Annotated in this window: 26 protein-coding genes and 1 riboswitch; of the genes, 15 read left to right on the top strand and 11 right to left on the bottom strand. The window is 36.9% G+C overall.

Annotation, left to right across the window (positions count from 1 at the left end):
* The first annotated feature begins 1 nt into the window (after position 1).
* From ACIQX2_RS05395 to ACIQX2_RS05375, 5 genes are all read left to right on the top strand, one after another.
* A complete protein-coding gene (locus ACIQX2_RS05395) occupies positions 2-583 on the top strand; it encodes an ECF transporter S component (RefSeq protein WP_402847630.1) in 582 nt (193 codons plus the stop codon).
* Positions 510-1,946 (top strand): ABC transporter ATP-binding protein, encoded by a 1,437-nt coding sequence (locus tag ACIQX2_RS05390; protein ID WP_402849081.1) that lies wholly within the window; start codon positions 510-512, stop codon positions 1,944-1,946. Before ACIQX2_RS05395 ends, ACIQX2_RS05390 begins: the two co-directional genes overlap by 74 nt.
* A 13-nt stretch (positions 1,947-1,959) precedes the next feature.
* The gene (locus ACIQX2_RS05385; protein WP_402847629.1) at positions 1,960-2,682 is read left to right on the top strand and encodes an energy-coupling factor transporter transmembrane component T family protein; all 723 of its coding nucleotides are present in this window, start codon (positions 1,960-1,962) and stop codon (positions 2,680-2,682) included.
* Positions 2,683-2,845: 163 nt separating this feature from the next.
* The gene (locus ACIQX2_RS05380; RefSeq protein ID WP_402847628.1) at positions 2,846-3,355 is read left to right on the top strand and encodes a DUF1697 domain-containing protein; all 510 of its coding nucleotides are present in this window, start codon (positions 2,846-2,848) and stop codon (positions 3,353-3,355) included.
* An 86-nt stretch (positions 3,356-3,441) separates the two neighbouring features.
* On the top strand, positions 3,442-3,810 hold the full coding sequence (locus ACIQX2_RS05375; RefSeq protein WP_402847627.1) for a VOC family protein: 369 nt from the start codon (positions 3,442-3,444) through the stop codon (positions 3,808-3,810).
* A 74-nt stretch (positions 3,811-3,884) separates the two neighbouring features.
* Here ACIQX2_RS05375 and ACIQX2_RS05370 read toward each other — a convergent pair whose 3' ends face one another.
* Positions 3,885-4,805, bottom strand: a complete 921-nt coding sequence (locus ACIQX2_RS05370) for a DsbA family oxidoreductase (protein ID WP_402847626.1) — start codon at positions 4,803-4,805, stop codon at positions 3,885-3,887.
* Positions 4,795-5,133: a winged helix-turn-helix transcriptional regulator gene (locus ACIQX2_RS05365; RefSeq protein ID WP_402847625.1), complete on the bottom strand. Its 339-nt coding sequence runs from the start codon at positions 5,131-5,133 to the stop codon at positions 4,795-4,797. The genes ACIQX2_RS05370 and ACIQX2_RS05365 overlap by 11 nt, the downstream gene beginning before the upstream one ends.
* A gap of 168 nt (positions 5,134-5,301) precedes the next feature.
* Here ACIQX2_RS05365 and ACIQX2_RS05360 point away from each other — a divergent pair, with 168 nt between their 5' ends.
* The gene (locus tag ACIQX2_RS05360; protein ID WP_402847624.1) at positions 5,302-5,853 is read left to right on the top strand and encodes a biotin transporter BioY; all 552 of its coding nucleotides are present in this window, start codon (positions 5,302-5,304) and stop codon (positions 5,851-5,853) included.
* Between the two features lie 101 nt (positions 5,854-5,954).
* On the opposite strand, the gene ACIQX2_RS05355 is transcribed toward ACIQX2_RS05360, so the two are convergent.
* The 4 genes from ACIQX2_RS05355 to ACIQX2_RS05340 all read right to left on the bottom strand — a co-directional run bounded on the left by ACIQX2_RS05355 (position 5,955) and on the right by ACIQX2_RS05340 (position 10,524).
* Positions 5,955-6,986: a ribonucleotide-diphosphate reductase subunit beta gene (locus tag ACIQX2_RS05355; RefSeq protein WP_402847623.1), complete on the bottom strand. Its 1,032-nt coding sequence runs from the start codon at positions 6,984-6,986 to the stop codon at positions 5,955-5,957.
* A complete protein-coding gene (locus ACIQX2_RS05350) occupies positions 6,958-7,413 on the bottom strand; it encodes a flavodoxin (protein WP_402847622.1) in 456 nt (151 codons plus the stop codon). The genes ACIQX2_RS05355 and ACIQX2_RS05350 overlap by 29 nt, the downstream gene beginning before the upstream one ends.
* The gene (locus tag ACIQX2_RS05345; RefSeq protein WP_402847621.1) at positions 7,401-9,626 is read right to left on the bottom strand and encodes a ribonucleoside-diphosphate reductase subunit alpha; all 2,226 of its coding nucleotides are present in this window, start codon (positions 9,624-9,626) and stop codon (positions 7,401-7,403) included. Before ACIQX2_RS05345 ends, ACIQX2_RS05350 begins: the two co-directional genes overlap by 13 nt.
* Before the next feature lie 163 nt (positions 9,627-9,789).
* Positions 9,790-9,968, bottom strand: a riboswitch (cobalamin riboswitch).
* A gap of 106 nt (positions 9,969-10,074) precedes the next feature.
* A complete protein-coding gene (locus ACIQX2_RS05340; protein ID WP_402847620.1) occupies positions 10,075-10,524 on the bottom strand; it encodes a DUF4362 domain-containing protein in 450 nt (149 codons plus the stop codon).
* Positions 10,525-10,720: 196 nt separating this feature from the next.
* On the opposite strand from ACIQX2_RS05340, the gene ACIQX2_RS05335 reads away from it, so the two are divergent.
* A complete protein-coding gene (locus ACIQX2_RS05335; protein ID WP_402847619.1) occupies positions 10,721-12,367 on the top strand; it encodes an alkaline phosphatase in 1,647 nt (548 codons plus the stop codon).
* A gap of 248 nt (positions 12,368-12,615) precedes the next feature.
* On the opposite strand, the gene ACIQX2_RS05330 is transcribed toward ACIQX2_RS05335, so the two are convergent.
* Positions 12,616-13,503: a LysR family transcriptional regulator gene (locus tag ACIQX2_RS05330; RefSeq protein ID WP_402847618.1), complete on the bottom strand. Its 888-nt coding sequence runs from the start codon at positions 13,501-13,503 to the stop codon at positions 12,616-12,618.
* Positions 13,504-13,671: 168 nt separating this feature from the next.
* Here ACIQX2_RS05330 and ACIQX2_RS05325 point away from each other — a divergent pair, with 168 nt between their 5' ends.
* Positions 13,672-14,409, top strand: coding sequence for an SDR family NAD(P)-dependent oxidoreductase (locus ACIQX2_RS05325; protein ID WP_402847617.1), 738 nt, complete (start codon positions 13,672-13,674; stop codon positions 14,407-14,409).
* A gap of 81 nt (positions 14,410-14,490) precedes the next feature.
* Positions 14,491-15,738, top strand: coding sequence for an MFS transporter (locus ACIQX2_RS05320; RefSeq protein ID WP_402847616.1), 1,248 nt, complete (start codon positions 14,491-14,493; stop codon positions 15,736-15,738).
* Positions 15,739-16,027: 289 nt separating this feature from the next.
* Here ACIQX2_RS05320 and ACIQX2_RS05315 read toward each other — a convergent pair whose 3' ends face one another.
* The 3 genes from ACIQX2_RS05315 to ACIQX2_RS05305 are packed head-to-tail and all read right to left on the bottom strand — an operon-like array spanning position 16,028 to position 18,555.
* On the bottom strand, positions 16,028-16,855 hold the full coding sequence (locus tag ACIQX2_RS05315; RefSeq protein WP_402847615.1) for an undecaprenyl-diphosphate phosphatase: 828 nt from the start codon (positions 16,853-16,855) through the stop codon (positions 16,028-16,030).
* Between the two features lie 9 nt (positions 16,856-16,864).
* Entirely contained in the window at positions 16,865-17,467 is a 603-nt protein-coding gene (locus ACIQX2_RS05310; protein WP_402847614.1) for a DedA family protein, read from the bottom strand.
* Complete coding sequence (locus ACIQX2_RS05305; protein ID WP_402847613.1) at positions 17,467-18,555, bottom strand: metallophosphoesterase; 1,089 nt, start codon at positions 18,553-18,555, stop codon at positions 17,467-17,469. The genes ACIQX2_RS05310 and ACIQX2_RS05305 overlap by 1 nt, the downstream gene beginning before the upstream one ends.
* 369 nt (positions 18,556-18,924) lie before the next feature.
* Between ACIQX2_RS05305 and ACIQX2_RS05300 the strand changes: the two genes are divergently transcribed.
* From ACIQX2_RS05300 to ACIQX2_RS05275, 6 genes are all read left to right on the top strand, one after another.
* A complete protein-coding gene (locus ACIQX2_RS05300; RefSeq protein ID WP_402847612.1) occupies positions 18,925-19,278 on the top strand; it encodes a lmo0954 family membrane protein in 354 nt (117 codons plus the stop codon).
* 13 nt (positions 19,279-19,291) lie between these two features.
* Positions 19,292-19,930, top strand: a complete 639-nt coding sequence (locus ACIQX2_RS05295; protein ID WP_402847611.1) for a PspA/IM30 family protein — start codon at positions 19,292-19,294, stop codon at positions 19,928-19,930.
* 327 nt (positions 19,931-20,257) lie between these two features.
* The gene (liaF, locus tag ACIQX2_RS05290) at positions 20,258-20,959 is read left to right on the top strand and encodes a cell wall-active antibiotics response protein LiaF (RefSeq protein WP_402847610.1); all 702 of its coding nucleotides are present in this window, start codon (positions 20,258-20,260) and stop codon (positions 20,957-20,959) included.
* Entirely contained in the window at positions 20,956-22,044 is a 1,089-nt protein-coding gene (locus ACIQX2_RS05285) for a sensor histidine kinase (RefSeq protein WP_402847609.1), read from the top strand. The genes liaF and ACIQX2_RS05285 overlap by 4 nt, the downstream gene beginning before the upstream one ends.
* The gene (locus tag ACIQX2_RS05280) at positions 22,019-22,660 is read left to right on the top strand and encodes a response regulator (protein ID WP_402847608.1); all 642 of its coding nucleotides are present in this window, start codon (positions 22,019-22,021) and stop codon (positions 22,658-22,660) included. The genes ACIQX2_RS05285 and ACIQX2_RS05280 overlap by 26 nt, the downstream gene beginning before the upstream one ends.
* Positions 22,661-22,804: 144 nt before the next feature.
* A complete protein-coding gene (locus tag ACIQX2_RS05275; RefSeq protein ID WP_402847607.1) occupies positions 22,805-23,083 on the top strand; it encodes a hypothetical protein in 279 nt (92 codons plus the stop codon).
* A 95-nt stretch (positions 23,084-23,178) separates the two neighbouring features.
* Here the strand turns inward: ACIQX2_RS05275 and ACIQX2_RS05270 are convergent, their stop codons facing one another.
* Positions 23,179-23,715, bottom strand: a complete 537-nt coding sequence (locus ACIQX2_RS05270) for an HXXEE domain-containing protein (protein ID WP_402847606.1) — start codon at positions 23,713-23,715, stop codon at positions 23,179-23,181.
* Positions 23,716-24,524: the final 809 nt, after the last annotated feature.

Genomic DNA, 24,524 nt, shown 5'->3' with positions numbered 1-24,524 from the left:
GATGCTGAAATCATGGAAGTTAAAAGAGATCGTACTTATGTCTTTGTTTTCGGTTGTCTTTGGGATTGTGTATCTACTGTTCCTGCATGTCGGTAATATTTGGGCTGGGTTTATTGGACCGATTGCTTATGAGTGGATTTTTGGTATTTGGTTTATCGTGTCTATAATTTGTATGTATATTATCCGAAAGCCCGGTGCTGCAGTTATTTCTGAAACAATTGCAGCTGCTATCGAGGTATTGTTAGGAAATGCTGTTGGTCCAAGATTGATACTTTCTGGTGTCATTCAAGGGTTAGGTGCAGAAGCAGTGTTTGCTGCGACTAGATATAAACGTTTTGATCTATGGATTCTAATACTAGCAGGTGTCGGATCTTCAGTATTTAGTTTTGCCTATGGGTATTTGTTAGGTGGATTCACAGTATTCAGTACCGGTTATGTTGCTTTAATGCTGGGCATTCGTATATTAAGTGGAGCACTCCTAGCCGGCGTTGGAGGTAAGGCTGTTGCCGATGGATTACTTGCAACAGGCTCGCTTCGCGGATATGCTATTGCACGTCCGAAAAAAGGTGATGCTCGTGCATAATGTCATCTCATTTGAACAGGTAAGCTTTCGGTATCCGGATGAAGAAAAGTGCATTCTAAATGACTTTTCATTTACCGTACAGAAAGGATCCAAGGTTGTGATTACTGGTCCGAGTGGTTGTGGGAAAACGACATTACTTTACTTGTGTAATCGATTATACCCGGATAATTGCGATGGTATCTTGGCAGGTAAGATTAAGCTTTTTGGGAAGGATAGTTCTTCGTTCATTCCCGGGGAAATAAATCAGCGAATTGCCACTGTTTTTCAGGATCCAGATGCGCAGTTTTGTATGCAAACTGTGGAAGAGGAGCTCGCTTTTACGTTAGAAAATTTACACGTGAAACGTGAAGAAATGGATAATCGAATAACCGAAGTGCTTGCACTAACTAATTTGAGTGAATTTCGATATTCTATTATTCAACAGCTCTCTGGTGGTCAAAAGCAACAAATAGCCACTGCTTGCGCACTTATAATGGAACCCGAGGTTTTGTTATTAGACGAGCCAATTTCCCATTTGGATCCTTATACTGCTAAGCATTATATTGAATGGCTAGATCAGCTACAACAAAAGCGTAAACTGACGATTGTTGCAATCGAACATCGTTTGGACTTATGGGGAGATTTTTTTGATAGAATTATTCCTTTGAATGAAAGCGAGGAAGTATCTGCGCTTTCAAAAAGAATGACTTCTATGCAGCCGGAGACTTCGTTTCAAGCAACTAAAATAGAAACAAAGAATTTTTTAAAACCTACCTCCTTTACATTACAGCGTGGAGAAATTGCAATCCTTGCTGGACCAAATGGTAGTGGTAAATCCACATTATTAAAAGCATTGTGTCAATTGATCCCTACTAGTGGCTTAGTAGAGCCGTCGTTTCTAGGGTATGTTCCGCAATCTCCCGAGTTTTTATTTTTAACGAAAACTGTGAAAGACGAAGTAGCATATGGCGGTGGATATGATGTGGATAACCTGATGGATCGATTAAAGCTAATGGACATTGCCCCCTCACATCCATTTTCTATTAGTCATGGTCAAAAGCGTAGAGTTGCCATTGCTGCAATGCTTTGTGACGGTAGAGAAGTAATTTTAATGGATGAACCTACCTCAGGTCAGGATGCTGTGGCATTGTCCGAGTTATTCCAATTGATTGATATGCGTGCTCAGGAAGGAACTACTTTTTTAATCGTCACACATGAAATGGAGTTTGCCTATTATTTAGCAGATTCGATTTTATTGATGGATGATGGTAGGCTAACCGGAAAGTTTCCAGCGAAGGATGTTTGGGAAAATGATCGGTTATTGCTTGATCATCATTTACTTCCTCCGAAAGGGCTGATGCTACGTGAGAAATCTTTTGCATAGGATGAATCCTTCGGTGAAGTTTGTCGTAATCACTCTCTGCATGTTCACGATGGCTTTTTTCTTTGATCCATGGACGCCACTTGTATTTTGGGTCGGAGTACTTTTGCTACAGCTGTTGTTCAGTCAAATTGACTGGAAAAAGTGGCTTTTGTTCATTCTTCCTTTTGTTATCATGGCTTTCGGTTATTTTTGGACGACACTTCTGTTTGCTAAAGAAACGACTGGTCCTATCATTTGGTCTTTCGGATCTATTAATGTGACAGAAATTCAGCTAGATCATGCACTTTCTTTAAGCTTTCGTGTTTTAGCTTTTTCTTCTCTATCTCTATTATTTGCGTTAACGACTAATCCCGATACTTTCATATTAAGTTTAATGCAACAATTAAAACTATCGCCTAAAATTGCATATGGTGTTTTAGTAGGCTTTCAGTTTTTACCCGTTATTAAAGATGAGTTTAAACAAATTCAGCAGGCACAACGGTTGAGAGGAGTTGTCCAAAAGAAAAATGCTTTCCAAAGGCTTCTTGCAACCCGTCTAGTGCTCATTCCCTTGCTTGCTGGAGCTGTTCGTAAAGCGGAGCGATCTGCATTTGCGATGGAAGCAAGAGGTTTTACAGGAGAACGAAGAAGTAGTTACTTGCATGTGATTACAGTTGGTAAAGTGGATGCTTTGCTAATAGTACTGTTTTTATTCGTGCTAGTTTTAAGCTGTACGAATTCCTTTTGGCTTGGTTAATATAGAGGTAGAGATTTTGATTTTAAACGAATATTGAGATGTAGTGCAGTACTAGGAAATGATTGAGAGAGGAAAGGAGCATACTTAGGTACGTGACTGACTGAACGAATGAAATTGACGACGTAATGTGCTGCAAATCGAGATTCGCAAAGGAGTGATGAAGATGCCATCAGTAGTATTACTTCGTGGGATCAATCTTGGAGCTAAAAATAAAGTAGACATGAAATCATTGAAGGCTCTTTTTATGGAGATGGGCTATGAAAATGTCCAAACCTATATTCAGACAGGAAACGTACTTGTAGAACAATCTGTTATTGATGCTGATGCCCCGTCGATTGAGGCTGCTCTCAGAGAATCGTATGGATTTGAAATACCTGTTGCAGTCCGCTCTAAAGAAGAGTTAGCGGAAATCGTACAACTTCCAATCTTTTCGAAAGAGCAAGTGTATGTGATGTTTTTGGTTCAGGAAATTTCTGAAGAACAACAAGAAATGCTTTCAAGCTTAATTGATGATGAGTTTGTTGTTTGGAATAAACAAAATGTGATTATTAACCTCTCTAAAAATTATCATCAAACGAAATTTACAAATGCATTTTTTGAGCGAAAGCTCGGTATTCCCTCCACAGCTCGGAATAAAAATACGGTTATCAAAATATTAGGAAAACTTTCATAAGAATTCCTTATACTTATTAATGACTTTTATAAATTATCCTTATCACTAGCTTTTTATTAAAATGTAAGTATAGGGAGGGATTAACGATGTCATTTGTATTTCAATCAATCGATCATGTTCAATTAGCTGCTCCAAAGGGTTCAGAGTCATCTGCAAGAACATTTTATGGGAAAATTTTAGGATTTACAGAAGTAGAAAAGCCAGAGCTTCTTAAAAAACGAGGTGGCGTTTGGTTTTCATTCGGCTCTTATCAAATCCATATAGGTATTGAAGAACCCTTTGCACCTGCAAAAAAAGCACATCCCGCATTTCAAATAGAAAATTTAGAGGCATTAAAGGCACATTTGTATAAAAGTGAAGTAAGTTTTGTAGTAGATACCGACCTGCCAGGAGCAGATCGAATATATGTACATGACCCATTTGGTAATCGTATCGAAATATTAGAGTGGAATTAATAAATATGCATGCTAAAAGACCGTATTCCATTACACAAAAATACGGCCTTTTTGTTGTTCATTTATGAATTTATCTATGCTAGTACATAATATGTTTCGCCAAGAACAGTTCCTGATTTAACTGCGTTTTCCGGGAAAGATTGTTGAACAACCCCCTCTACTTCCGCTTGTTCAATACCATAAATGGTTTCAATTTCTTTTGAGAATAATCGTCTTCCATCTGAAAGCAAAGTTGGTAATGCTGGAGCTTTATTTGCTTGTAGCAATTCTTCCTGTCCTAATGCTTGCATTAATCCATTTGTGTAATCTTCATAGCTACGTTGACCAACCAGTTTTACCCCCTTGTTTTCTTTGTTAACTATAATAATCGTTGGAAAACCACGAACACCAAAGCGTTGAGCAATCTCAAAGTCTTGTTGTAATAGGCGTTCTCCCTCTTCACTGTTCGCTTTTTCTACAATTTCTTTACCATCTAATCCTATTTCGTTAACGAGGCGCACTAATACTTCCTCGTCGGCAATATTCTCATTGAAGGCAAATACCGCTTCTCTTAATTTACGTAAAAAGATTTCAGCAGCGTCCGCCTTCACGGATTGTACGATCTTCCATACACGTGAAGGGGGGTAAGAAGAGTGCACTGGATTATCCAACCACAAAGAACCATCTATTGGCATACGGTAATGTTCGCCTACCTCTCGCCAGTGTCCTGCAACATCCTTCGGTCCACCAATTCCATTGCTAACATCGGCAAAACCATCCCACGTAGGCAGTAGTCCGCCCATCACTGTATGCATTTTAAACGTATCGCCGTAAGCTGCAGTAAATTTAGCTATTTCGGGTTCTAGAGCCCAACAATGCGAACAAATCGGATCACTAAAGAAGTATACCTCCACCTCTTTATTTGGACGGCTAAAGTCCATTAGACCTGTTTCATTATCTTCTGTAACTCCGCAAATACCTGTCTCTAAATCGCATGCCATTGGATTATTTTTCATTTGAATTCTCCTTTTCACTTTTTTTATAGTCGTATGCCCACTGTTGTACCGGGCGTAAAGCTTGCACTAATGCACTTCCTTGATCTGTTAAACGATATGAAATAGTAGTAGAGGGGGTTAGCGTTACCTCTTTGCTTACTAATCCATACTCCATAAGTTCTTGTAAACAGCTTGATAATGCCCGAGGAGTAATATTTGTTATACCTTTTTTCAATTCACTAAATGAGTACTCCATTTGTTCATTTGTTGATAAATAATGCAAAATAAAACCATTCCACTTTTTCCCTAATATTTGAAATGCAAACTCTAAATTGGGACAAATCGCCAAATAGATTGCTCCTTTCTATATTTCTGATATACTTATTATATCAAGTATAAAAAGTATATCAAGTGTTTTGTTCCATTAAAAAAATCCGGAAACTCACTAGTCAATTCCACATCTTTGTGTTAACCTATTTATTGAAATAGGTTAACACATTTGAAGGGGCTGTTTATTTTGAAAAAGGGTGATACTTATCAATACGTATTAGCAGCAATTGGTGCAGCAATTATTGCTATACTCGCACAGGTGACGATTCCTTTACCACTTGTACCAATCACAGGACAAACTTTTGCAATCGGTTTAGTTGTTACCATTTTAGGTATGAGATTAGGTGTATTATCGGTAATCGTATATATTTTAATCGGTGCAGTAGGGATGCCAGTATTCAGTGGTATGTCAGGCGGACTAGGAATTGTAGTAGGACCAACAGGTGGCTATATTGTTGGATTCTTGCCATCTGCAATTATTATGGGAATTTACATGAGAAAGTTTGGCATCACAATCTCACATGCGATTGCAGCAAACTTAATTGGTATGGTTGTTACATTGGTGTTCGGTACAGTTTGGTTAAAAATCATAGCTGACTTGACATGGACAGCAGCATTTATGGGTGGTGTGGCTCCATTTATTATCGTAGGAGTGATTAAAGCAGTACTAGCTGCATGGTTTGGTGTTGTCATACGACGTCGCTTAGAAACAGCACATTTGGTCGATGCAACTGTATAAATAAAATGAGGCTCATTGAAAACTTCATGGTTAGATGTTATATAAATCTTTCCAAAACAAAAACGCATGAATGGTTTACGACCATCCATGCGTTTTCCTTGTTATAGATCATCAAATCCATTATCAATTGCATTTACTTTTACGTATTGACGTGATTTTTGTTCAAAGAAATCTGTTTTTGTACCATCGATATTATCAGCATAGGCACGTATCCATTTCATTGGATTTTCTACATATTCCGGGTAGATTTCTTCCAGCCCAATAAGGCGAAGCATTTTATTGGCACGATATTTAATATACCCATGCATTTCATCTAATTCGATTCCCTCAATATCAGCTAGTACATACTCCGACCATTCTATTTCTAATTCTACGGATTCTTTAAATTGTTCGTATACCCATCCAATTAGTTCTTCGTTATTCAGCTCTGGGTTTTCAGAAAGAGTCGCTCTAAACAATTCCGATATAAATCTACCATGCTCTAGCTCGTCTCGATTAATATAGCTAATCATTGTAGAAGTCCCAACCATCTTGTTATAGCGAGCAAGATTATAGAAGTAGGCAAAGCCTGAATAGAAAAATAATCCTTCTAGCAAAGTTGTATACGTTAAGGTTTTTACTATATTCTCTGTCGTAGGATTTTCTACGAAATTATTATAATACTTAGCGATATTTTGATTGCGCTTGAGTAAAATTTCGTCTGTTCTCCCAAATTCGAATGACTTATTTTGCTGATCAAGTGATACTACTGAAGATAGTACATACGAATAGCTTTCATTATGTACCGCTTCCTGCTGTGCAATGACTGCCATAATGGATTGAACTGATGGGTCGGTTGCGTAAAGTGATAGTAAAAGTGCTGTACGTGTTTGTGGTGCATCTAATGTCGCAAGTAAGCCAATAATTTTTAAATAGGCATCCTGCTCCGATTGACTAAGGCTCGCGAACTGTTTAATATCATTGGACATATTAATTTCATCTGCCTGCCAATAGTTACCTAGCAAACGCTTGTACATCTTATGCCAGTGAGGATACGCAATATCGTTCCAGTTTAATATGCCGCTTGACTGACCGTTGAAAATTCCTGTCGATTTATTTGGATTTCTAGGTTCTAATGTTTTTGCTTTTTGCATGTTCCAAAACTCCTTCTAGCCATTTAGTTACTAGCTGCTCCTGGCTGCCTCTCGGTGATTGTTCTATTTTCAAACCCGGATAATCACAGTTATAAAAATTAACTAATTTGTCCACTGCTTTACAAAACAGCCCGTCTCCACCAAACTGCGTGTCACCAGAGCCAAATATATAAACATTATTTGGCTTGCCTCCAACCTCTTTTACAAAATCCTTCATTTCCTCCGGCGTACTTCCTTTATCCCAAGTAAAAGTTCCGAGAAAAATAAGGTCATATTCATATAAATTCGGAACCACTCCATAGCCGATGCTATACATATCTATATGGAAGTTGCGAGCTTCCAATCGCACTTTTAAAAGCTCCGCGATTTCTTCTGTGTTTCCGCTATAGCTTAAATAACAAATAATGGCCTTCATTAGCTGGAACATGACTCACAATCTATTAACTCTACGGAAGTAGAACGAACGTAATAAGTTGTTTTTAGCCCACTATTCCATGCGTCTAGGTGTAAATCTAATAATTCTTTAGCTTTAATCGTATTTTGCACATATAAATTTAACGATACACCTTGGTCGATATGACGCCCGCGTGCAGCGTTTTGTTTAAGTGTCCAGTGTTGATCAATGAAATACGCAGATTTGTAATACCACGTAGTTTCGGAATTTAAATCCGGTACTGTAACCGGAATTTTATAATCCTTCTTCTCTTCTGAGTAAGATTTTTGGAAAATAGGATCTATGCTTGCAGTACTTCCTGCTAAGATGGACGTCGATGAATTCGGAGCAACTGCCATTAAATAGCCGTTTCGTATTCCACTTTCGCTTACTTGCTCACGTAATTCATTCCACGATTCACTATCGTAATGACGTTTGTCAAAATAAACTCCTGTTTGCCAATCCGACCCTTCGAATAAAGGATATGCCCCTTTTTCCTCTGCAAGCTCTGCAGATGCTTTTATCGTCAAGTAAGCAATTTTTTCATATAACGTATCCGCAAGCTCCACTGCTTCATCCGATTCCCAGCGAATATTCTTCAGTGCAAGCAAATGATGCCAGCCAAATGTTCCTAGACCAATTCCTCTATACCTAGAATTTGTGCGCTGAGCTTGAGGAACTGGAATCATATTGAGGTCTATCACATTGTCGAGCATTCGAACCTGAATTTTTATTAGCTTTTCCAATGCATCTGCTGGAACTGCTTTCCCTAAATTTATAGAAGATAGATTACATACGACAAAGTCCCCTGGTTTCCGATGAGTGACAATGATATCGTCCTCCAGTTTAATCGATTCAAATGTGGTCGCACTTTGATTTTGGAAAATCTCTGTACAAAGGTTACTACTATAAATCATCCCAGCATGTTTGTTTGGATTGCTGCGATTGACCTCATCGCGGTAAAACATAAACGGCACACCTGTCTCAAGCTGAGAACGCATAATTCGCTTCATCAAGTCGATAGCAGGAACTGTTTCACGAGACAAACGGTGATCGCATACGCATTCTTCATATTTTTGGCGGAATGAACCATCTCCACGTTTTTCATCATAAAAATCTTCTAAAGAATAGCCTTTTAGCTGACGCACTTCATGCGGGTCAAATAAATACCATTCTTCTCTAGCATTTACCTTCTCCATAAATAAATCTGGCAAGCACACACCTGTAAAAATATCGTGCGCACGTAACCGATCATCCCCATTATTTAAACGTAGGTCTAAAAATGTAAAGATATCTTTATGCCACACATCTAAGTAAACAGCTACTGCTCCTTGTCGTTGCCCAAGCTGATCCACACTTACCGCCGTATTATTAAGTTGCTTAATCCAAGGAAGTACACCGCTTGAAGCTCCAACAAAACCTCTAATAGAAGACCCACGACTACGCACTTTGCCCATATAAACGCCAATACCGCCACCAAATTTTGAAAGGGTTGCTACGTCCGTATTGCTATCGTAGATTCCTTGAAGGCTGTCGTCTACCGTATCGATAAAACAGCTAGAAAGCTGTCCATGAGGCTTCCCTGCATTAGATAGTGTTGGTGTTGCTACCGTCATGTACAGACTGCTCATTGCCCAATAGGCTTCTTTTATTTTCTCTATACGATTTTCTTGCTCGTCTTTCATAAGAGTCATCGCAATTATTAACCAGCGCTCCTGAGGCAACTCGACAATTGTTTTATCAAAGTCCTTTGCTACATAGCGATCCAACAACGTCTTTACACCGATATAAGTAAATAAATAATCTCTTTCTTGTACGAGGATTTCTGATAGCTGTTCAAGTTCTGGTAGGGAATATGCTTCTTTAAGTCGTTTATCATAAATGCCTTTTTCACTTAAGAGATGTACATTTTTTGCAAATTTTGTGTATACCGCATCGGCAGTTGTTTTTCTTCGTTCAGCTACTTGTTCGTAAACTTCTGCTAGATGGATTCGTGCAGCTACAAAGGTCCAGTACGTTTCTTGCTCATCTAGAAAGCTTAAAGCTTCCAGTGACATTGACTTCGACCAAGCGGCTATTGTACCTTCGGGGTGCTTTTGTGTCCATCTTTCATGTGTTTTGATAAGCGGAGCAATTTTCTCTTCCCCAAATTCTTTGATTAGATTATGTAATACTTCTTGTTTCGTTGTGTTTGAGATGATTGTCATTTGAGTTCCTCCTATTTTTAAACGTGTATAACACAAAAAAGCGATGTCACAGCCATCTTCGGCTGAGCCATCGCTCAAGATTTAAAAAGTAGGAAACAACAAGACATATCAATCGTTCGAGATAGAGGCCTTCGCTCCCACCTCTCAACCCCCGAAGAAAGTGTTGCTTACCGATGAAGAGGCAGGTCTACTGGCTCGTGTTTCATTCTCCTGCTGACCTTCCCACGATTGCTCGCAGTGGCTATTTCAACAGTCGTCCACACTTACAGTTGCGGGGACAGCTTCGGCATCTTACCGAATTCCCTTTTAAACCATAAAGGTACCTCTTCATCGTTAACATACTATATATTGTGTTAAGTTCATTTATATAATCTAACATATTGTGTTTAAGTGAGCAATAGATAATGTAATTCTAAAAATAAAAATCTCTTGAAAACCCCATCTCCTACTATTTCCAAGTGACTAAAATAATATTATCTATTGTATTATCGCAGCCCTCTAGAACATATTCAGTTCTTTCCGTGGTTTCTACAATCTCTGCTGAAGTACAAGTTGCATTGCTAATGCTTCCCGCTCCAAATTTATCTCTTCGTGTGTCTGTTGTGGATTTTATGACTTCACCATCATATTCAAGATCATGAAGCATCGGATCACCTTCCTCCGTATACCTAACTACTCTAATACTATCATTATTGCCTTTTTCAACATTATTTAGAAACACTTCAAATCTCTCTTTATTTTTTATTTCACCATGCATATCTACAACATCCTCCGATGAAGGTGTATAGTCAGGAACATTTTTATGTTCCCCAATTGTATTAGCTGAGTTATCTTCATTTTGACAACCCCCAAATATGAGTTCAATAAATAAAATATAGAGTAAAAAGACCTTTTTCATGATGTACTCCCCCTTTTACAATTAGACGTCACTCTTCAAAAGGCGTTACATATTTATATTACTAACCTAAGAAGTAATTAGTAGTTTTTACACTCTATTAATATCCCATTTACTTAACAACTATATAATCATTTATGTACGTGATTGTGAAATATTCACCAAATTTTTTATCAAAATGAAGATGGAGGAATACACAATGAAACTAAACAAACAAGTAATGGGAGTAACTCTCGCAAGTGCTGTAGCTTTGGGATCATTAGGTTATTACGGCCAAAGTGACAAAGTTGAAGCTAAAAATGATTCCAAAAAAGACGCAAATGTTATCATGCTAGTAATGGATGGCACGAGTGCTGGTGCTACAAATTTAGCTAAATGGTACAAGGGTGAACCACTTGCATTAGATAGTATTATGACAGGCGGAGTAAGTACACACTCTGCAGAATCTGCTATTACCGATTCTGCCCCTGCTGGAACTGCATTAGCAACTGGAAACAAAACCAACGATAAATTTGTTGGTGTTTTACCTAAAGTAGTAAATACACCTGGTATTGACTCATCATTAGCAAATAATCCATATAAACCAGTAGCGAATGTCCTCGAAGGAGCTAAGCTTAATGGAAAAGCAACTGGATTAATAGCAACTTCTGAGATTCAGCACGCTACACCAGCTGCTTTTTCAGCACATGTAACACAGCGTAGTGAATACGATAATATTGCTGAACAACAAGTCTATCAAGGAATTGATGTCGTACTTGGTGGTGGACTGGAAGCACTTGTACCGGGCACTGCAGGAAATAACCGTGAGGATGGCGAAAATCTAGTAGAAGTTTTAAATGACAAAGGCTATGACATTGTGGAAGATAGAAATGAATTATTAAACACTAAATCTAGCAAGATATGGGGGTCATTTGCTCCAAATGCACTTGCATATGATATGGATCGTGAAAAAACAAAATCAGAAGAACCAACGCTCGCTGAAATGACTGACAAAGCGATTAAAACATTATCAAAGGATAAAGATGGCTTCTTCTTAATGGTAGAAGGAAGTAAAGTGGACTGGGCAGCTCATGCAAATGACCCAATTGGTATTATTAGTGATGTTTTGGCATTTGATGATGCAGTTAAAGAAGCACTAGAATTTGCTAAAAAGGACAAAAATACACTTGTTATTGCAGTTACCGATCATGGCAACAGCGGAATTACAATTGGTAATATAAACACATCTGGTACTTACTCTAATATTCCTGTTTCTGAATATATTAATCCTTTGAAAAAAGCATCCATGACTCTTGAAGGTGCTTTAAGTAAGTTAAAAGCTGATAAATCAAATCTATTAGAAGTAGCTACTCTATACGGTATTGACAAACCTACCGAAGCTGAAAAGACAGCTCTTAACGAATCAGAAAACCTAAGTAAAACATTTGTTCAATTATTATCAAACCGCGCAAACATCGGATTTTCAACCGGTGGGCATACAGGCGAGGATGTATTCTTATATTCTTACGGACCAAATAAACCCGTCGGCTTAATTGATAATACAGCCATTGCTCATACTATGGCTTCAACCATGGGATTCGATTTGAAAAAGTTAAGTGAAGAATTATATACGGAAGCTTCAGAAGCATTTAAATCAAATAAGGCAACAGTTAAGATTGATGAATCTGATAAACAAAATCCCGTACTTGTTGTAACAAAAGGAAAAAAAGTTGCCGAATTCCCTGTAAACAAAAATATTATTAAAGTTAACGGCAAAGTAATGGAACTAAAAAGTATAACTGTTCAAAGCAATGGTAAATTCTATGTTTCCAAAGAAGCAGTTCAACTTTTTGACAAAGCTAAATAAATTTATTTTTAAAAACCCCATTTATGGGGTTTTTTTTATGAAAGTATAAGTGCACTTAGAACTCAGTGCTTCTATTTTTTAAAAGAATAGGCTTTATTTAAACGATATCGCTGATTTCCCTTTCAGGCGTACGATGCCACTGCAATCAATAAAGCAAGCCGTACTTAACAATATGGTTTAGCACGGCCTATCTCTAAGATAAACAAAATAATTACTACACCACAGAAAATGAAAGAATAAATATAATATTAATTATCTTTTTTTATATCCTGAAAATAGCTATGACAATGCGAAACGAATGCCTCTGAAATTTTTGTCGGGTATGTATACCGATGCTTTAATAAGCCAATCGTACGTGTAAACTTCCCATTTTCAATTTTTAAGTGTTTTATTTTATCTTCATATAGATTTACAGATGTTTCAGGTGTAAACGCTGCCCCACGTCCATTTTTCACCATTTGCAAAATCGTTGTTGCTTCTTCTACTTCTACTTGATAAGTAGGTGTATAGCCTACTGATTTACAAAATTGATCCGTAAATTGACGAAAACTATACTGGTCTGTTAATCCTATAAATGATATATTCCCCAATTCCATCAAGTCAATTGTGCCTTTTTTTGCTTCTTTGTATGATTTTGGTACAGTTAAATAAATTTCTTCTTCAAATAATGGCACCCACTCGACATTCGAATGTTCTATTTTCTCTGTTGTAATACACAAATCATATTTGCCATTTTCAATAAACTGTTGCAAGTTTTCTTTCGATAACGGAACTTGTTGATATTTCACATGAGGATAATCATCAAAAAATAAATCAATGATATTTGTAAATGTATATGGAAGAGTTGTAACAATTGATAAATTACCATCTCCTTCACCTCGCCTCTCTTCCAATCCACGCTCTAAATTACGTATTACTGTGAAAACACGCTCTACTTCTTTATATAAAAACCTGCCATTTTCATTTAATGAAATGTTCTTACCATTACGGAAAAATAAGTCCATTTCTAGCTCTGCCTCGAGGTTTGTAATTGCCTTGCTTAACGCTGGCTGCGAAATCAAAAGGTCTTTTGCAGCTAATGACATATTTTCAAATTTTGCTGTTATATAAAAGTATTTTAACTTATTTAAGTCCATAATTAGCCTCACCTCTTATAACCTTAAGTTATATACAAATAATTAATAAGTATTTCACATTATATCAATACGAGTTTAAGATGTAAATTGTCACTGACATGTGAACATTTCATGAAACTTGTACAAGTGTGAATAAAATATGAACAAACTAAGAGGGAGATGTCATATATGAGATTAAAAGACAAAGTAGCTATCATTACAGGAGCAGCGTCAGGTATGGGGCAAGGAGAAGCTATCCGCTTTGCAAAAGAAGGCGCAAAAATAATTGTAGCTGACTTAAATTTAGAAGGTGCACAAGCCGTTGCGGAAGAAATTAAAGCGTTTGGTGGCGAAGCTATCGCTATATCAGTAAATGTTATGAAAACCGAAGATATTTTAAATTGCGTAAAAGTAACAGAAGAAACATTTGGTCCAGTTGATATATTAGTAAATAATGCAGGTGTATTCGACAAGTACGCGAAATCTTTAGATACAACATTAGATCAATGGAATTTCTTGATAAATATTAACTTAACAAGTGTTTTCGAATTTTCAAATGCTGTATTACCAAGCATGATCGAACGTGGTACTGGTTCAATCGTAAATATTGCTTCAGTTGCAGGTCTTGTTGCTGGTAAGGGTGGAGCAGCTTATACCGCTACGAAACATGCTGTAGTTGGATATACAAAACACTTATCTTCCGAATATGCTCGCTATGGCATTAAAATTAATGCCCTTTGCCCAGGTACAATTGAAACACCTTTAACTAAAGATGTTTTAGCAGATATTCCTAAAGATTTAGTACCAACTCGTACATTTGGACAAGTAGAACAAGTAGCAGATTTAGCAGTATTTTTAGCATCTGATGAAGCGAAATTCATGAATGGTGCAATTGTTCCAATTGATGGCGGATTTACAATTCAATAATTTCTGTAAAACTCTATTAACTTAAAAATAAAAAATGGAGAAGCAATAGTTAATGCTTCTCTATTTTATTGAGGTGAAAATATGAAAAAGCAAGGCAAAATACATTATGCTTGGTGGATTATGGTTGCGAGTGCTGCTATTTATGCCGCAAGCGTTGGTATTATCGTTAGCTGCGCACCGATTCTTTATCGTGCAGTAGCTGAAGACTTTAATGTGGGTGTTTCTGATATTAGTTTGTATACATCATTAATGTATTTAACGATTACTATTTTACTACCTTTTGCAGGAAAAATATTAAATAAATTTGATATACGTTATATTTTAACTATCGCCGGTATTCTTAACGCGTTAGCATTTGGATTAATGGGTACTTATGATTCTGTTTTTCCATTTTATATTTCGGGAATCGCATTAGGTATTGGTAGTACGTTCTTAATTTACGGTTCTATTCCATTAATCATGAACAACTGGTTTAAAGCAAAAGTTGGAACTTCATTAGGTATCGCTATGGCTTTTATGGGAGTTGGTGGTGCAATATTTGCTCAAGTTACAGGTGTCTTAATTAATTCCATTGGATGGCGTTCAACATATATAGTATTAGCTATTATTGTTGCAATATTAATCTTACCATTCTCTATTTTTGTCATTCGTTCAAAACCAGAACAACTAAATATGACTGCTTATGGTGCAGATGAAGTTGAAGTTAATGCTACTAAGGTAAAAAAAGCACCTGACACAGGAGTTTTAAAAGGAGTTGCGATGAAATCTCCTGCATTTTACTTAGTTATGTTATTTACTGGATTGTTTGGCCTGGCTTCAACGGTTAGTTTCCACGTACCAAACTTTGTGCAATCAGTAGGATTTACAGCTACGATGGCTGCTACTGGAGTAACTTTTGTAACGATTGGTCAAACAGCTGGTAAATTCTTACTTGGGGCAATTAATGATAAATTCGGCATAAAAGTAGCTCTATTTGCTGGAATTGGCGGTGGCTTGATTGGTGTAGTTGCATTACTTATTTCTGATTCATTCGGAATTGGTATGCTTTATGCTGGTGCATTATTGTTTGGTATTGGGTTCTCAGGTTCTACCTTACTCCCTCCAGTAGTAATCCGTGAAGTATTCGGCGGACGCGATTACGCATCAATTTATACAACAATTATGTCAGCTTCTACGTTAGGTGTAGCAGTAGGCACAACATTATTTAGTTATCTTTACGATTCGAGCGGTTCTTACTATACCGTTTTCATTATTGTGATTGTACTCTTTATAATTACTATTTCTTCTAGTTTATTCTCTTTAAACTGGAAGAAAAAATTAAATTACTAAACATTTAAACACCTACAAAGTTCTATAATTTTCATTTATTTTAATCATACCAATTTACCATGTATACTCAATCGTACAAAGGATTTGCTATCACAAAATAAAAAACAATAATTTTGACTAACCTTACGCAAGTTTAAGTGGAACATTTCCAATGTATCGCTGAAATTGCTTGAGTTTCAAACTTAGAACGAATTTCTTTGAAAAAAAAGCATTGCCGATAGGCAATGCTTTTTTCCCTATAGTTTTTGTATCACTGATAGGGATTACTTTATAAAATTGGCAATCTTTTTTAAAGAAATACGATAATCGCTAGAACTGCCGCTAAAACTAGGCGGTAAATAGCAAATGGCATTAATTTGATTCGAGAGATTAGCTTTAAGAAAAACTTGATGGAGATAAGGGCAAATACAAATGCACTAATAAACCCAACTACATAAAAGCCCATATCATTCATATTAATATGTTCCCAGTTTTTCAAAACAGATACCAGGCTTGCACCAGCCATAATTGGTACAGCCATTATAAATGTAAAATCTGCTGCTGTTTTATGGCTCATTCCGAATAATACACCACCAGAAATTGTCGCTCCTGAACGAGAGAATCCTGGCCATAACGATAGACATTGTACAAGTCCCACTTTAAATGCTTGTGCATATGTAATCTGGTCTAAACTAATTATTTTCGGATTTTTTGGTCCCAATTTATCCGCAATAATCATTAAAATAGACCCTGCTACTAGGCTATATATAACTGTTTCTACACCGAATAAATGATCGTCAATAAAGTCCTTAAACGCAAATCCCAAGATAACAGCAGGTAGCATTCCAACGATTACATGCAGTAAGTTGAACTGTTTACTCGACTGTTCACTTTCTATTTTATATAACCCTACTAAACTAAATAGGCGTTTCCACATCACAACAACTACCGCTAAAATCGAACCTAGTTGTACAACAATTTTAAACGTATTAGCAGAATACATTCCTAAAAATTCCTCTGTTTTCAACCACATATCATCCACGATAATCATATGTCCCGTAGATGATACCGGTGCGAACTCTGTCATTCCCTCTACAAATCCAAGTATAAGTGCCTTTAATAACTCTAAAATTTCCATATTATCTCCTTAATCTCGTTTTTTGAAATACCAAATAAGAAATGCAATACCACCAATAGCAATTAGTGCGTATACAATGTTGGAGTAAATATCCATATATCCAACAATTACATCCCAGTTATCTCCTACTGCGGCCCCCACCGAAACTAATACCGTATTCCATATCAATGTTCCAAGTGTCGTAAATAGAAGAAATAGTCCAAAATTCATTTTCGACATCCCGGCAGGAATCGAAATTAGACTTCTTACAAGTGGAATTAATCTTCCAAAAAACACTGCCCAGACCCCGTATTTATCGAACCAAGCGTCTGCTTTATGAATATCCTTGATCGTTAATCGTAGAAACTTGCCGTACTTTCCTATAATTTTCTCCAAACGCTCTACATCTAGTAGTTTACCGATACCGTATAAAATTGCAGCTCCAATAACAGAACCCGCTGTGGATGCAATGATAATACCGAGCTTCGTCATGCTAGTAGTAGTCGTCATATATCCTCCCAGTGTCAAAATCACTTCAGAAGGAATCGGTGGGAAAATATTTTCTGCCAAAATTAATAAAAATACTCCAAGATAACCAAACTGATTCATCCAGTCTGTAATCCATGCTTCCATTATACTTCCCCATCCTCTAACTTAATGTTTACTGACCATAGCTCCGATTGACTGCCTAACCTTATAGGTGGTCCCCAAAAGCCAAATCCCGAAGATACAATTGCATGTAAACTTCCTTTTTTCCTATACCCATAATCTAATTCAAAAATCCTTCTGGTCAATAAATGATTTGGCCACATTTGACCAAGATGTGTATGACCAGACACATGAAAATCTACCTTTTCCTTCTCAGGTACCAATAAATTAGAAGGTGTGTGATCCATTACAAACCACGGTAAATCCTTTTTTTCTGGTGCTAACTCGAATAATTGCTTTCGGTTTTTATTCGTTAAATCTTCACGACCTGTCAAATAGAACGAATCTGCCACTAAAATAGTTTCATCTAATAGCATGTGGACATTCGACGCTTCCATCTCTTCCACTAAAAGCGGAATTTGCTTTCCATAGTATTCATGATTTCCAAGCACCCCATATATACCATACGTAGACTGGAGCTGTTTCATCACTTCGGACATGCCTTTTTGAACAAACCAAATTGGATCATCATCTACCAAGTCTCCAACTAACAATACTAAATCTGGTTTTTCCGCATTTGCTTTTTTCACAAAGCGAGTTAAATGCGCCTTATTGGACAATAGACCAAGATGAAAATCAGATGCAACTACAACTTTTATAGATTTTAGTTTAGATTCGTTTTTTGGCAATACAATTGCAAGCTCTCGAACAACAGGTGTGTATGCATAATAGGTACCCATTATAAAAATAAGGAGAAAAGCTCCAGTAACTATCCAGCCGATTAGGTTTAAATGTGTTGGAAAAATCCATGTGAATATTGCCGCTAGAGGAAAAAGGAGAATGCCATACTCCATTACGACCATCCAATAAGAGCCTATCACACTAAAAATCCGTAGCTTGTGACTTACTTTCCCAATGATATACCCAAAAGTAATTAGTCCCCAAACAATACCGAACAACCAATTATTTATAGGAAAGTAAAGCTCTAACCAAGTGGCAACACTCCAGCCAAAGTAAAATACAATTGCAGAATATATGAGGATGGCTACTGCAGCTCCAGCGATTCTTTTCATGTATCATTTCTCCAATGTATGTATTTTTAAATATACTTTTTTGCAACTACACTGATTTCTAAAAGGACAATTCTACGCTTTTTCATTAGTATAGCATGACTTAAGATATTTCAAAAATCGTTGCTTGCACAAGGGTTTGACTATAAATTATGAAAATCATCCTTTGCACTTCTGGCAAATAAATCACGCAAAAAAACCATATCTCCTTGGGGTAAATTTTACGTAGTAACTATAAGTCTAATTTTCCGCTTGTCCAAGTTCTTAGTACTCCTAAGTCTCTAGACCGATAGGAAAATCATTTCTAAGCCCGTTTGGATATGTTTCTAGAATTGTTAAGCTTGTAATACAAACGAGAGGAGGAACAAATATATGAAAAAATTTGGTTTATTAACGTTAGGAATTATCGCAGGGATTGTAGCTCTAGCTAACTTAGGTTCGCTTTTAGCTCTTGGGATCTCCGCGGCAATCGTTTTTGCAGGAGTACATTTTTACTTGAAGAGTGATTCAACCTTTTTAAAAATCTTTTGGGCAAGCGTAGGAATCGTTGGTTTAATCAGTGCGGTTGTAAACGTACCTGGATTCTTCGCTATCTTGGCAATACTAGCAGTTTGGTATGTAGTGAAAAAATGGAACAACGAAGCAGTAAGCTTTTCATCACCAATCGTTAAAACAGATGACCCTTTTGTAAACTTTGAAAAACAATGGAATGAGCTTTCAAAATAAGGAGGAAACGAAAATGACATCACTATTAAACAGATTAAAGTACTCAATAGAAGCAGACTTACACAAGCTTTTTGACAGAAAAGAAGAGAAAAATCCAATTGCAATGCTAAACCAATATATTCGGGAAGCAGAAAGACAAACAGAGCAAACCGGCAAATGGTTAGAGCGTCAAGGGAATTTGAAACAAGAACTAGAAAAAGAACTTGCTGAAACAAAGCAAATGGTGGAAAAGCGTAGAGCCCAAGTAGAGCTTGCAACTGCAAGTGGCGAGGAGGACTTAGCTGCATTTGCTTTAGCAGAAGTTAACGCATATGAGGAACGTGCCATTGTATTACAAAACAGCATACACCAAACAACAGAAGAGCTTTTCGGGTTAGAGCGTAAATACGAAGAGATGAAACATAAAATCAAAGACATGAAGGTTCGTCAATTGCAATTGATGGGGAAAGAAAATGTTACTCGCGCACATCACCAAATGGACCGCATTCTACAGCCAGAGCAAAAAGAAAAGAGTTTCGGCACTTTCCAAGACATGGAGCAATACATTGAACGCCTTGGACAAAAGATTGAAAAAGAGCATGAAATCACTTCTATGGAACAACGTTTAGAAATGTTAGAAAAAAACGCACAAACTAAAGAAGAAATTGTGTAAACTATAAGAAAGGCGCAAGACGCCACAATGCTGCGCAAAACACTGAAAGACTTGAAGTAAAGACGTCCTTTGCCTTTTAGCAAGCCTGAAGTGATCGAGCAGCTGGCGTCTGGAGCATACCAATAGAAGAGATTAGAAGCTCAATTAGAGGGGAAGGCACTCGCCTTCTCCTTACTAATCTTTATCCCGGTTTAACAGGTTGATCACTCGGGCATTGCCGCAAGACGCGGCTTTATTTACCAGAGTTCAATTTTTCTATCAGCAAGAGGTAAAGAAACCCCCGCTGATGGAAGTTTCACCTTATGCGAAGAAGGAGGAATACTCGTTATGAAAGAAAACCAGACAAACAGATTAGCATTTATACTCATTTGTTTTGTTTTCCTTATGTTCATAGAGGCTACAATTTTTGGAAACGGCAGTATTGTATTAGTTCTTCTTGGCATCGGGATGATGTATTTTAGCATGCGAAAACGTAATCGCTTTTTATTTTGGACTGGATTTACTCTTTTAATCATTGCAGTTTTTTCGATGTGGAGCTTGCGGCTTCTACTACTCGCTATTATGGGTTATATCCTATATAAGCTTTGGAAAAATGAACCTATTCAAAAAATGGTACGTCCATTTGACACCGTATATAAAGAAACTCCGAATAGTATTATTCAAAATAAGTTATTTTCTTCTCAAACGACTCCATTTAATTCGTATGAGTGGCAGGATGTTCATGTGCAAAGCTTTTATGGAGAACAAGTTATTGATGTAACACAAACAGTATTGCCAAAGGGCACTTCTTTCATTTCCATTCGTCAGTCCCTTGGGAAAGTGACCATCTATGTACCATACGAAATTCCGGTAAGGCTACATTACGCAACTATTATTGGAGAGGCAAACATCTTTAGTCGCGGAGTACAGCGGTTATGGAATCAGTCCGTGCTTGTGAAAGATGGTTATTTAGAGGATGTTACGTATGCATCAGAATTAGTTATTACTGTATCCACATGGATTGGGGATATTGAGGTGATTCGCAAATGAAAATTATTGTGGGGCAAGGACTCTCTATTTTCATCATTTTATTGTCACTAGCAGCACTCTTGCTGTATGTATTATGGGATTGGCCAAATGAAGATGCTTGGTGGTCCTTACTAGAATTGAAATACGCAGAGGTTCCCTTTGGAGCTTGGATTATTATCATTCTTGCCATTATGAGCTTTAGTTTTTCATTGAATACACTACAAAAGGTTCGTGATCAGGAAAAAAAGATTGATACTAGCCTACGCCCTTTGCTAGCAGCGGAAACATTCGTACCAGCGAAGAAAAAGTATACTTACTCAAAGCGATTACATGTAACAACAACTCAGTTAGAGCAACTGATCATGACTCAACGTAAGACTTTACAACGCATTACCAATGAAAAAGCGGAGGCTCAAAATAAGCTTATTCAGGAACAAATCATACAAGAAAGACAACGACTAGCTAGAGAGCTGCACGATTCTGTCTCCCAGCAATTGTTTGCTGCATCTATGCTTCTATCAGCTATGGTAGAAATAGAAGAATCACAGCATGAAAAAGCCCCAAAAACATTGTTACAAACCGAAAAAATTGTACAACAGGCTCAATTAGAAATGCGAGCATTATTACTACATCTTCGTCCGGCAGCGCTTCATGATAAAACGTTAAAAGAAGGTTTAGAAGAGTTGCTAATGGAATTACAGGAAAAGGTATTTTTCACAATTCGTTATCGCTTAGAAGACGTTCCTTTGTCTAAAGGGGCCGAGGATCATTTATTCCGAATCGCACAGGAAACGTTGTCCAATACACTGCGACATGCAAACGCTACTGAAGTCGATATATTATTCGTCGAACGAGATAATCTTGCTATTTTCCGAGTTCAGGATAACGGTGTCGGATTTGAACAGGTTGATTCTAAAAATGGCTCTTATGGGTTGCAAAGTGTACAGGAACGAGCAGTTGAAATCGGCGCAACATGTAAGATTGTTTCCGTTCCTTCTCAAGGTACAATTGTAGAAGTGAAGCTGCCGATCGAGAATAAAAGCATTGAAACAATCCAGTTAGAGATAGGAGAGCGAGAGAATGATTCGAATCTTATTAGCGGATGATCACGAAATGGTCCGCATCGGCGTTTCCGCGTACTTGCAGGCGCAGCCGGATATGGAAGTAGTTGCAGAAGCCATTAATGGAAAAGAAGCGGTGGATATGGCGCTTAAGCACAAACCAGATATTATTTTAATGGATATGGTTATGCCCATTATGAATGGTGCAGAGGCAACACGCGAAATTGTTCAACAATGGCCAGAAGCAAAAGTAATGATTGTCACAAGCTTTATCGATGACGACAAAGTATATCCAGCACTAGAAGCGGGGGCTATCAGTTATTTGTTAAAAACGTCAAAAGCCTCTCATATTGCAGACTCTATACGCAAAACGTTAAATGGAGATGCGGTATTAGAACCTGAAGTAACCAATAAAATGATGAAACGTATGCGTCAAGGCTCGGATCATGCTCTCCATGAGGATTTAACGGACCGAGAGCATGAAGTACTTTTACTCATGGCAGAAGGCAAAACAAATCAAGATATAGCAGACACTCTTTTTATAGCATTGAAAACAGCTAAAACACATGTCAGCAATATTTTATCGAAACTGGAGGTTAGTGACCGTACACAAGCGGTTATCTATGCTTTTGAACATAAATTGGTCCCCACAAAAAAATAACTTATTCACTTCCGTCAACATATACTATATGAAAAGCGCAAGTGTCTATGTTAGCCCGGACAACGTTCTTCTGCAACGAGCTTTGCACTGGCACTGGAGCTGGACAATAAAGATAAAAAGATAGCATAAAGGATGATACTGCGCATGAACCCGCTAGACCAAAACGAGCCGGAGAATGAGCAAAAGACTAACCTTGCTGAAAAGGTTGGATTTTTAGGTAGTGTTGTTGTAACAATCGGATACATTATTGAAACCATTGGTGAAGGCATCGCCCTTTCCGAGCTAGCTCAGGAAGAAAAAAATGTGGAACAAACAAAACAAGTAAATCAGCAGCAATTATCAGATATACAGCATAAATTGGATTATTTAATAAAAGAAATAGACATGATGAAAAAAAAGGATGGCCATTTTAGAAAATGGTGATTCCTTTTTTGTTTGTGTATTTTAAAGCTGATGGTTGATTATTTACCTGTGTTTTTTATTAGTGCACCCGTTCGTAAAATTAGCATATTAGATTTCTATACTACTTTTTTCCCAATCCAATGAGCAAGCAATGCAACCGGGATAATTAAGAGACAAAAAGGTAAGCACAGAAAAATAATTTTCCATGTAATTACTTCATTTACTAATAATGATTGAAATAAAACTAAACTGTATGGAATGATAACAATTAACGAAGTAAATGCACCAGGCGTAACGGAACGAAGAATGATAGATTGACCTATATGAGTGAAAGCGTGGAGAAAAAAAACCAATGTAATAATGGTAAATATATAAATATTACCATGTAATCCTTGAATCATATATTGATTTGCCATAACAGTTGCAATACTTACGAATAGAAATATAACTAATACGGCAACGGCAAACTGGGCTGTTGACATAGAAAATTGTTTAATGACTCTATCCGCAATTTTTTTGGGCAATATGTCGTATATCAAAGTTGAATTTCTCTCCATCCACCTCTCAACCATAATTATTTCTTCAAAATCATGAAGGATAAACATAATCGGAAATAACCAGATAAGTGTTTGAACATTAAGCCACTGCTCCATAATCCTCATCCTTTCTATAAAACTTCTCTTATTTTCTGTTAAATTTAATTGGCATTCTTTCTTCTACTAAACTGCTGTAAGAAAAAATGCTTTACTCCTTCTTGAAGTAAAGCACCTGTAGCTTAATAAGAACAGCAACGCTTATTAAAAAACGCACTCGAATGCTGAAGATAACAATTAACAAACTTATTAAAAAACCCCCTTAAATTGTTACCTCATCAAAAGGTATTGCTTTACCATCCACCTGAACTTCTATTACTTCCTGATTTGAATCAGTTGTTAAATAATTACTGTATTACCTTGTGCTCTAAGCACCTCATTAGTTGAAGAAGAATAGTCTGTTTTTACATTGTATTTAATGTTCAAAACTGTTTATGTAAAAAAATCATTCCCTCTCTTTTTCCTTTCTTTTCTGCGATTCTATGTGAATAACAAGATAAGTAACCCCTAATAGCCCTACTATCCCAAAAATTATTGCTATAAAATCTTGCTTTGAATATGTAAAGTTAATAAAACCAATAATCAAATTGATAATTACAAAGATAAGTAATAGCCAATGTATATTTTTAGATAAAAATCTCTTCATCATTTTCTCCTTTACTTTCTTTAATGTGTTATTGAAACATCCTACTGTGGAAGAAGTTTAAGTGTAACATTTCACAATGGATTTCTATGATCTACTTATTGTATTGGATAAATAAATAGACCACCGAAAAAAGATGGTCTTGTTCTGCTAAAGCAACCCGTTAGTTTAAGCACCTTGAGCTATAGATTTTTTAATCGAAAGATTGTAGCTTTAAAACTTCAAA

Origin of the sequence: Psychrobacillus sp. NPDC096623 (genome assembly GCF_044762655.1) — a bacterium.
In the GTDB taxonomy this organism is placed as follows: Bacteria; Bacillota; Bacilli; order Bacillales_A; family Planococcaceae; genus Psychrobacillus.
Note: the sequence above shows the minus strand (reverse complement) of the source record. Positions and strands in the feature narration are given on the sequence as shown.

Coding starts and splice junctions, on each gene's coding strand:
- ACIQX2_RS05395 (WP_402847630.1), top strand. CDS start 2: ATGCTGAAATCATGGAAGTTAAAAGAGATCGTACTTATGTCTTTGTTT.
- ACIQX2_RS05340 (WP_402847620.1), bottom strand. CDS start 10,524: ATGAAAAAGGTCTTTTTACTCTATATTTTATTTATTGAACTCATATTT.
- ACIQX2_RS05335 (WP_402847619.1), top strand. CDS start 10,721: ATGAAACTAAACAAACAAGTAATGGGAGTAACTCTCGCAAGTGCTGTA.
- ACIQX2_RS05280 (WP_402847608.1), top strand. CDS start 22,019: ATGATTCGAATCTTATTAGCGGATGATCACGAAATGGTCCGCATCGGC.
- ACIQX2_RS05285 (WP_402847609.1), top strand. CDS start 20,956: ATGAAAATTATTGTGGGGCAAGGACTCTCTATTTTCATCATTTTATTG.
- ACIQX2_RS05355 (WP_402847623.1), bottom strand. CDS start 6,986: ATGCAAAAAGCAAAAACATTAGAACCTAGAAATCCAAATAAATCGACA.
- ACIQX2_RS05380 (WP_402847628.1), top strand. CDS start 2,846: ATGCCATCAGTAGTATTACTTCGTGGGATCAATCTTGGAGCTAAAAAT.
- ACIQX2_RS05325 (WP_402847617.1), top strand. CDS start 13,672: ATGAGATTAAAAGACAAAGTAGCTATCATTACAGGAGCAGCGTCAGGT.
- ACIQX2_RS05375 (WP_402847627.1), top strand. CDS start 3,442: ATGTCATTTGTATTTCAATCAATCGATCATGTTCAATTAGCTGCTCCA.
- ACIQX2_RS05390 (WP_402849081.1), top strand. CDS start 510: ATGGATTACTTGCAACAGGCTCGCTTCGCGGATATGCTATTGCACGTC.
- ACIQX2_RS05370 (WP_402847626.1), bottom strand. CDS start 4,805: ATGAAAAATAATCCAATGGCATGCGATTTAGAGACAGGTATTTGCGGA.
- ACIQX2_RS05350 (WP_402847622.1), bottom strand. CDS start 7,413: ATGTTCCAGCTAATGAAGGCCATTATTTGTTATTTAAGCTATAGCGGA.
- ACIQX2_RS05275 (WP_402847607.1), top strand. CDS start 22,805: ATGAACCCGCTAGACCAAAACGAGCCGGAGAATGAGCAAAAGACTAAC.
- ACIQX2_RS05295 (WP_402847611.1), top strand. CDS start 19,292: ATGACATCACTATTAAACAGATTAAAGTACTCAATAGAAGCAGACTTA.
- ACIQX2_RS05305 (WP_402847613.1), bottom strand. CDS start 18,555: ATGAAAAGAATCGCTGGAGCTGCAGTAGCCATCCTCATATATTCTGCA.
- ACIQX2_RS05330 (WP_402847618.1), bottom strand. CDS start 13,503: ATGGACTTAAATAAGTTAAAATACTTTTATATAACAGCAAAATTTGAA.
- liaF (WP_402847610.1), top strand. CDS start 20,258: ATGAAAGAAAACCAGACAAACAGATTAGCATTTATACTCATTTGTTTT.
- ACIQX2_RS05300 (WP_402847612.1), top strand. CDS start 18,925: ATGAAAAAATTTGGTTTATTAACGTTAGGAATTATCGCAGGGATTGTA.
- ACIQX2_RS05320 (WP_402847616.1), top strand. CDS start 14,491: ATGAAAAAGCAAGGCAAAATACATTATGCTTGGTGGATTATGGTTGCG.
- ACIQX2_RS05270 (WP_402847606.1), bottom strand. CDS start 23,715: ATGGAGCAGTGGCTTAATGTTCAAACACTTATCTGGTTATTTCCGATT.
- ACIQX2_RS05315 (WP_402847615.1), bottom strand. CDS start 16,855: ATGGAAATTTTAGAGTTATTAAAGGCACTTATACTTGGATTTGTAGAG.
- ACIQX2_RS05345 (WP_402847621.1), bottom strand. CDS start 9,626: ATGACAATCATCTCAAACACAACGAAACAAGAAGTATTACATAATCTA.
- ACIQX2_RS05310 (WP_402847614.1), bottom strand. CDS start 17,467: ATGGAAGCATGGATTACAGACTGGATGAATCAGTTTGGTTATCTTGGA.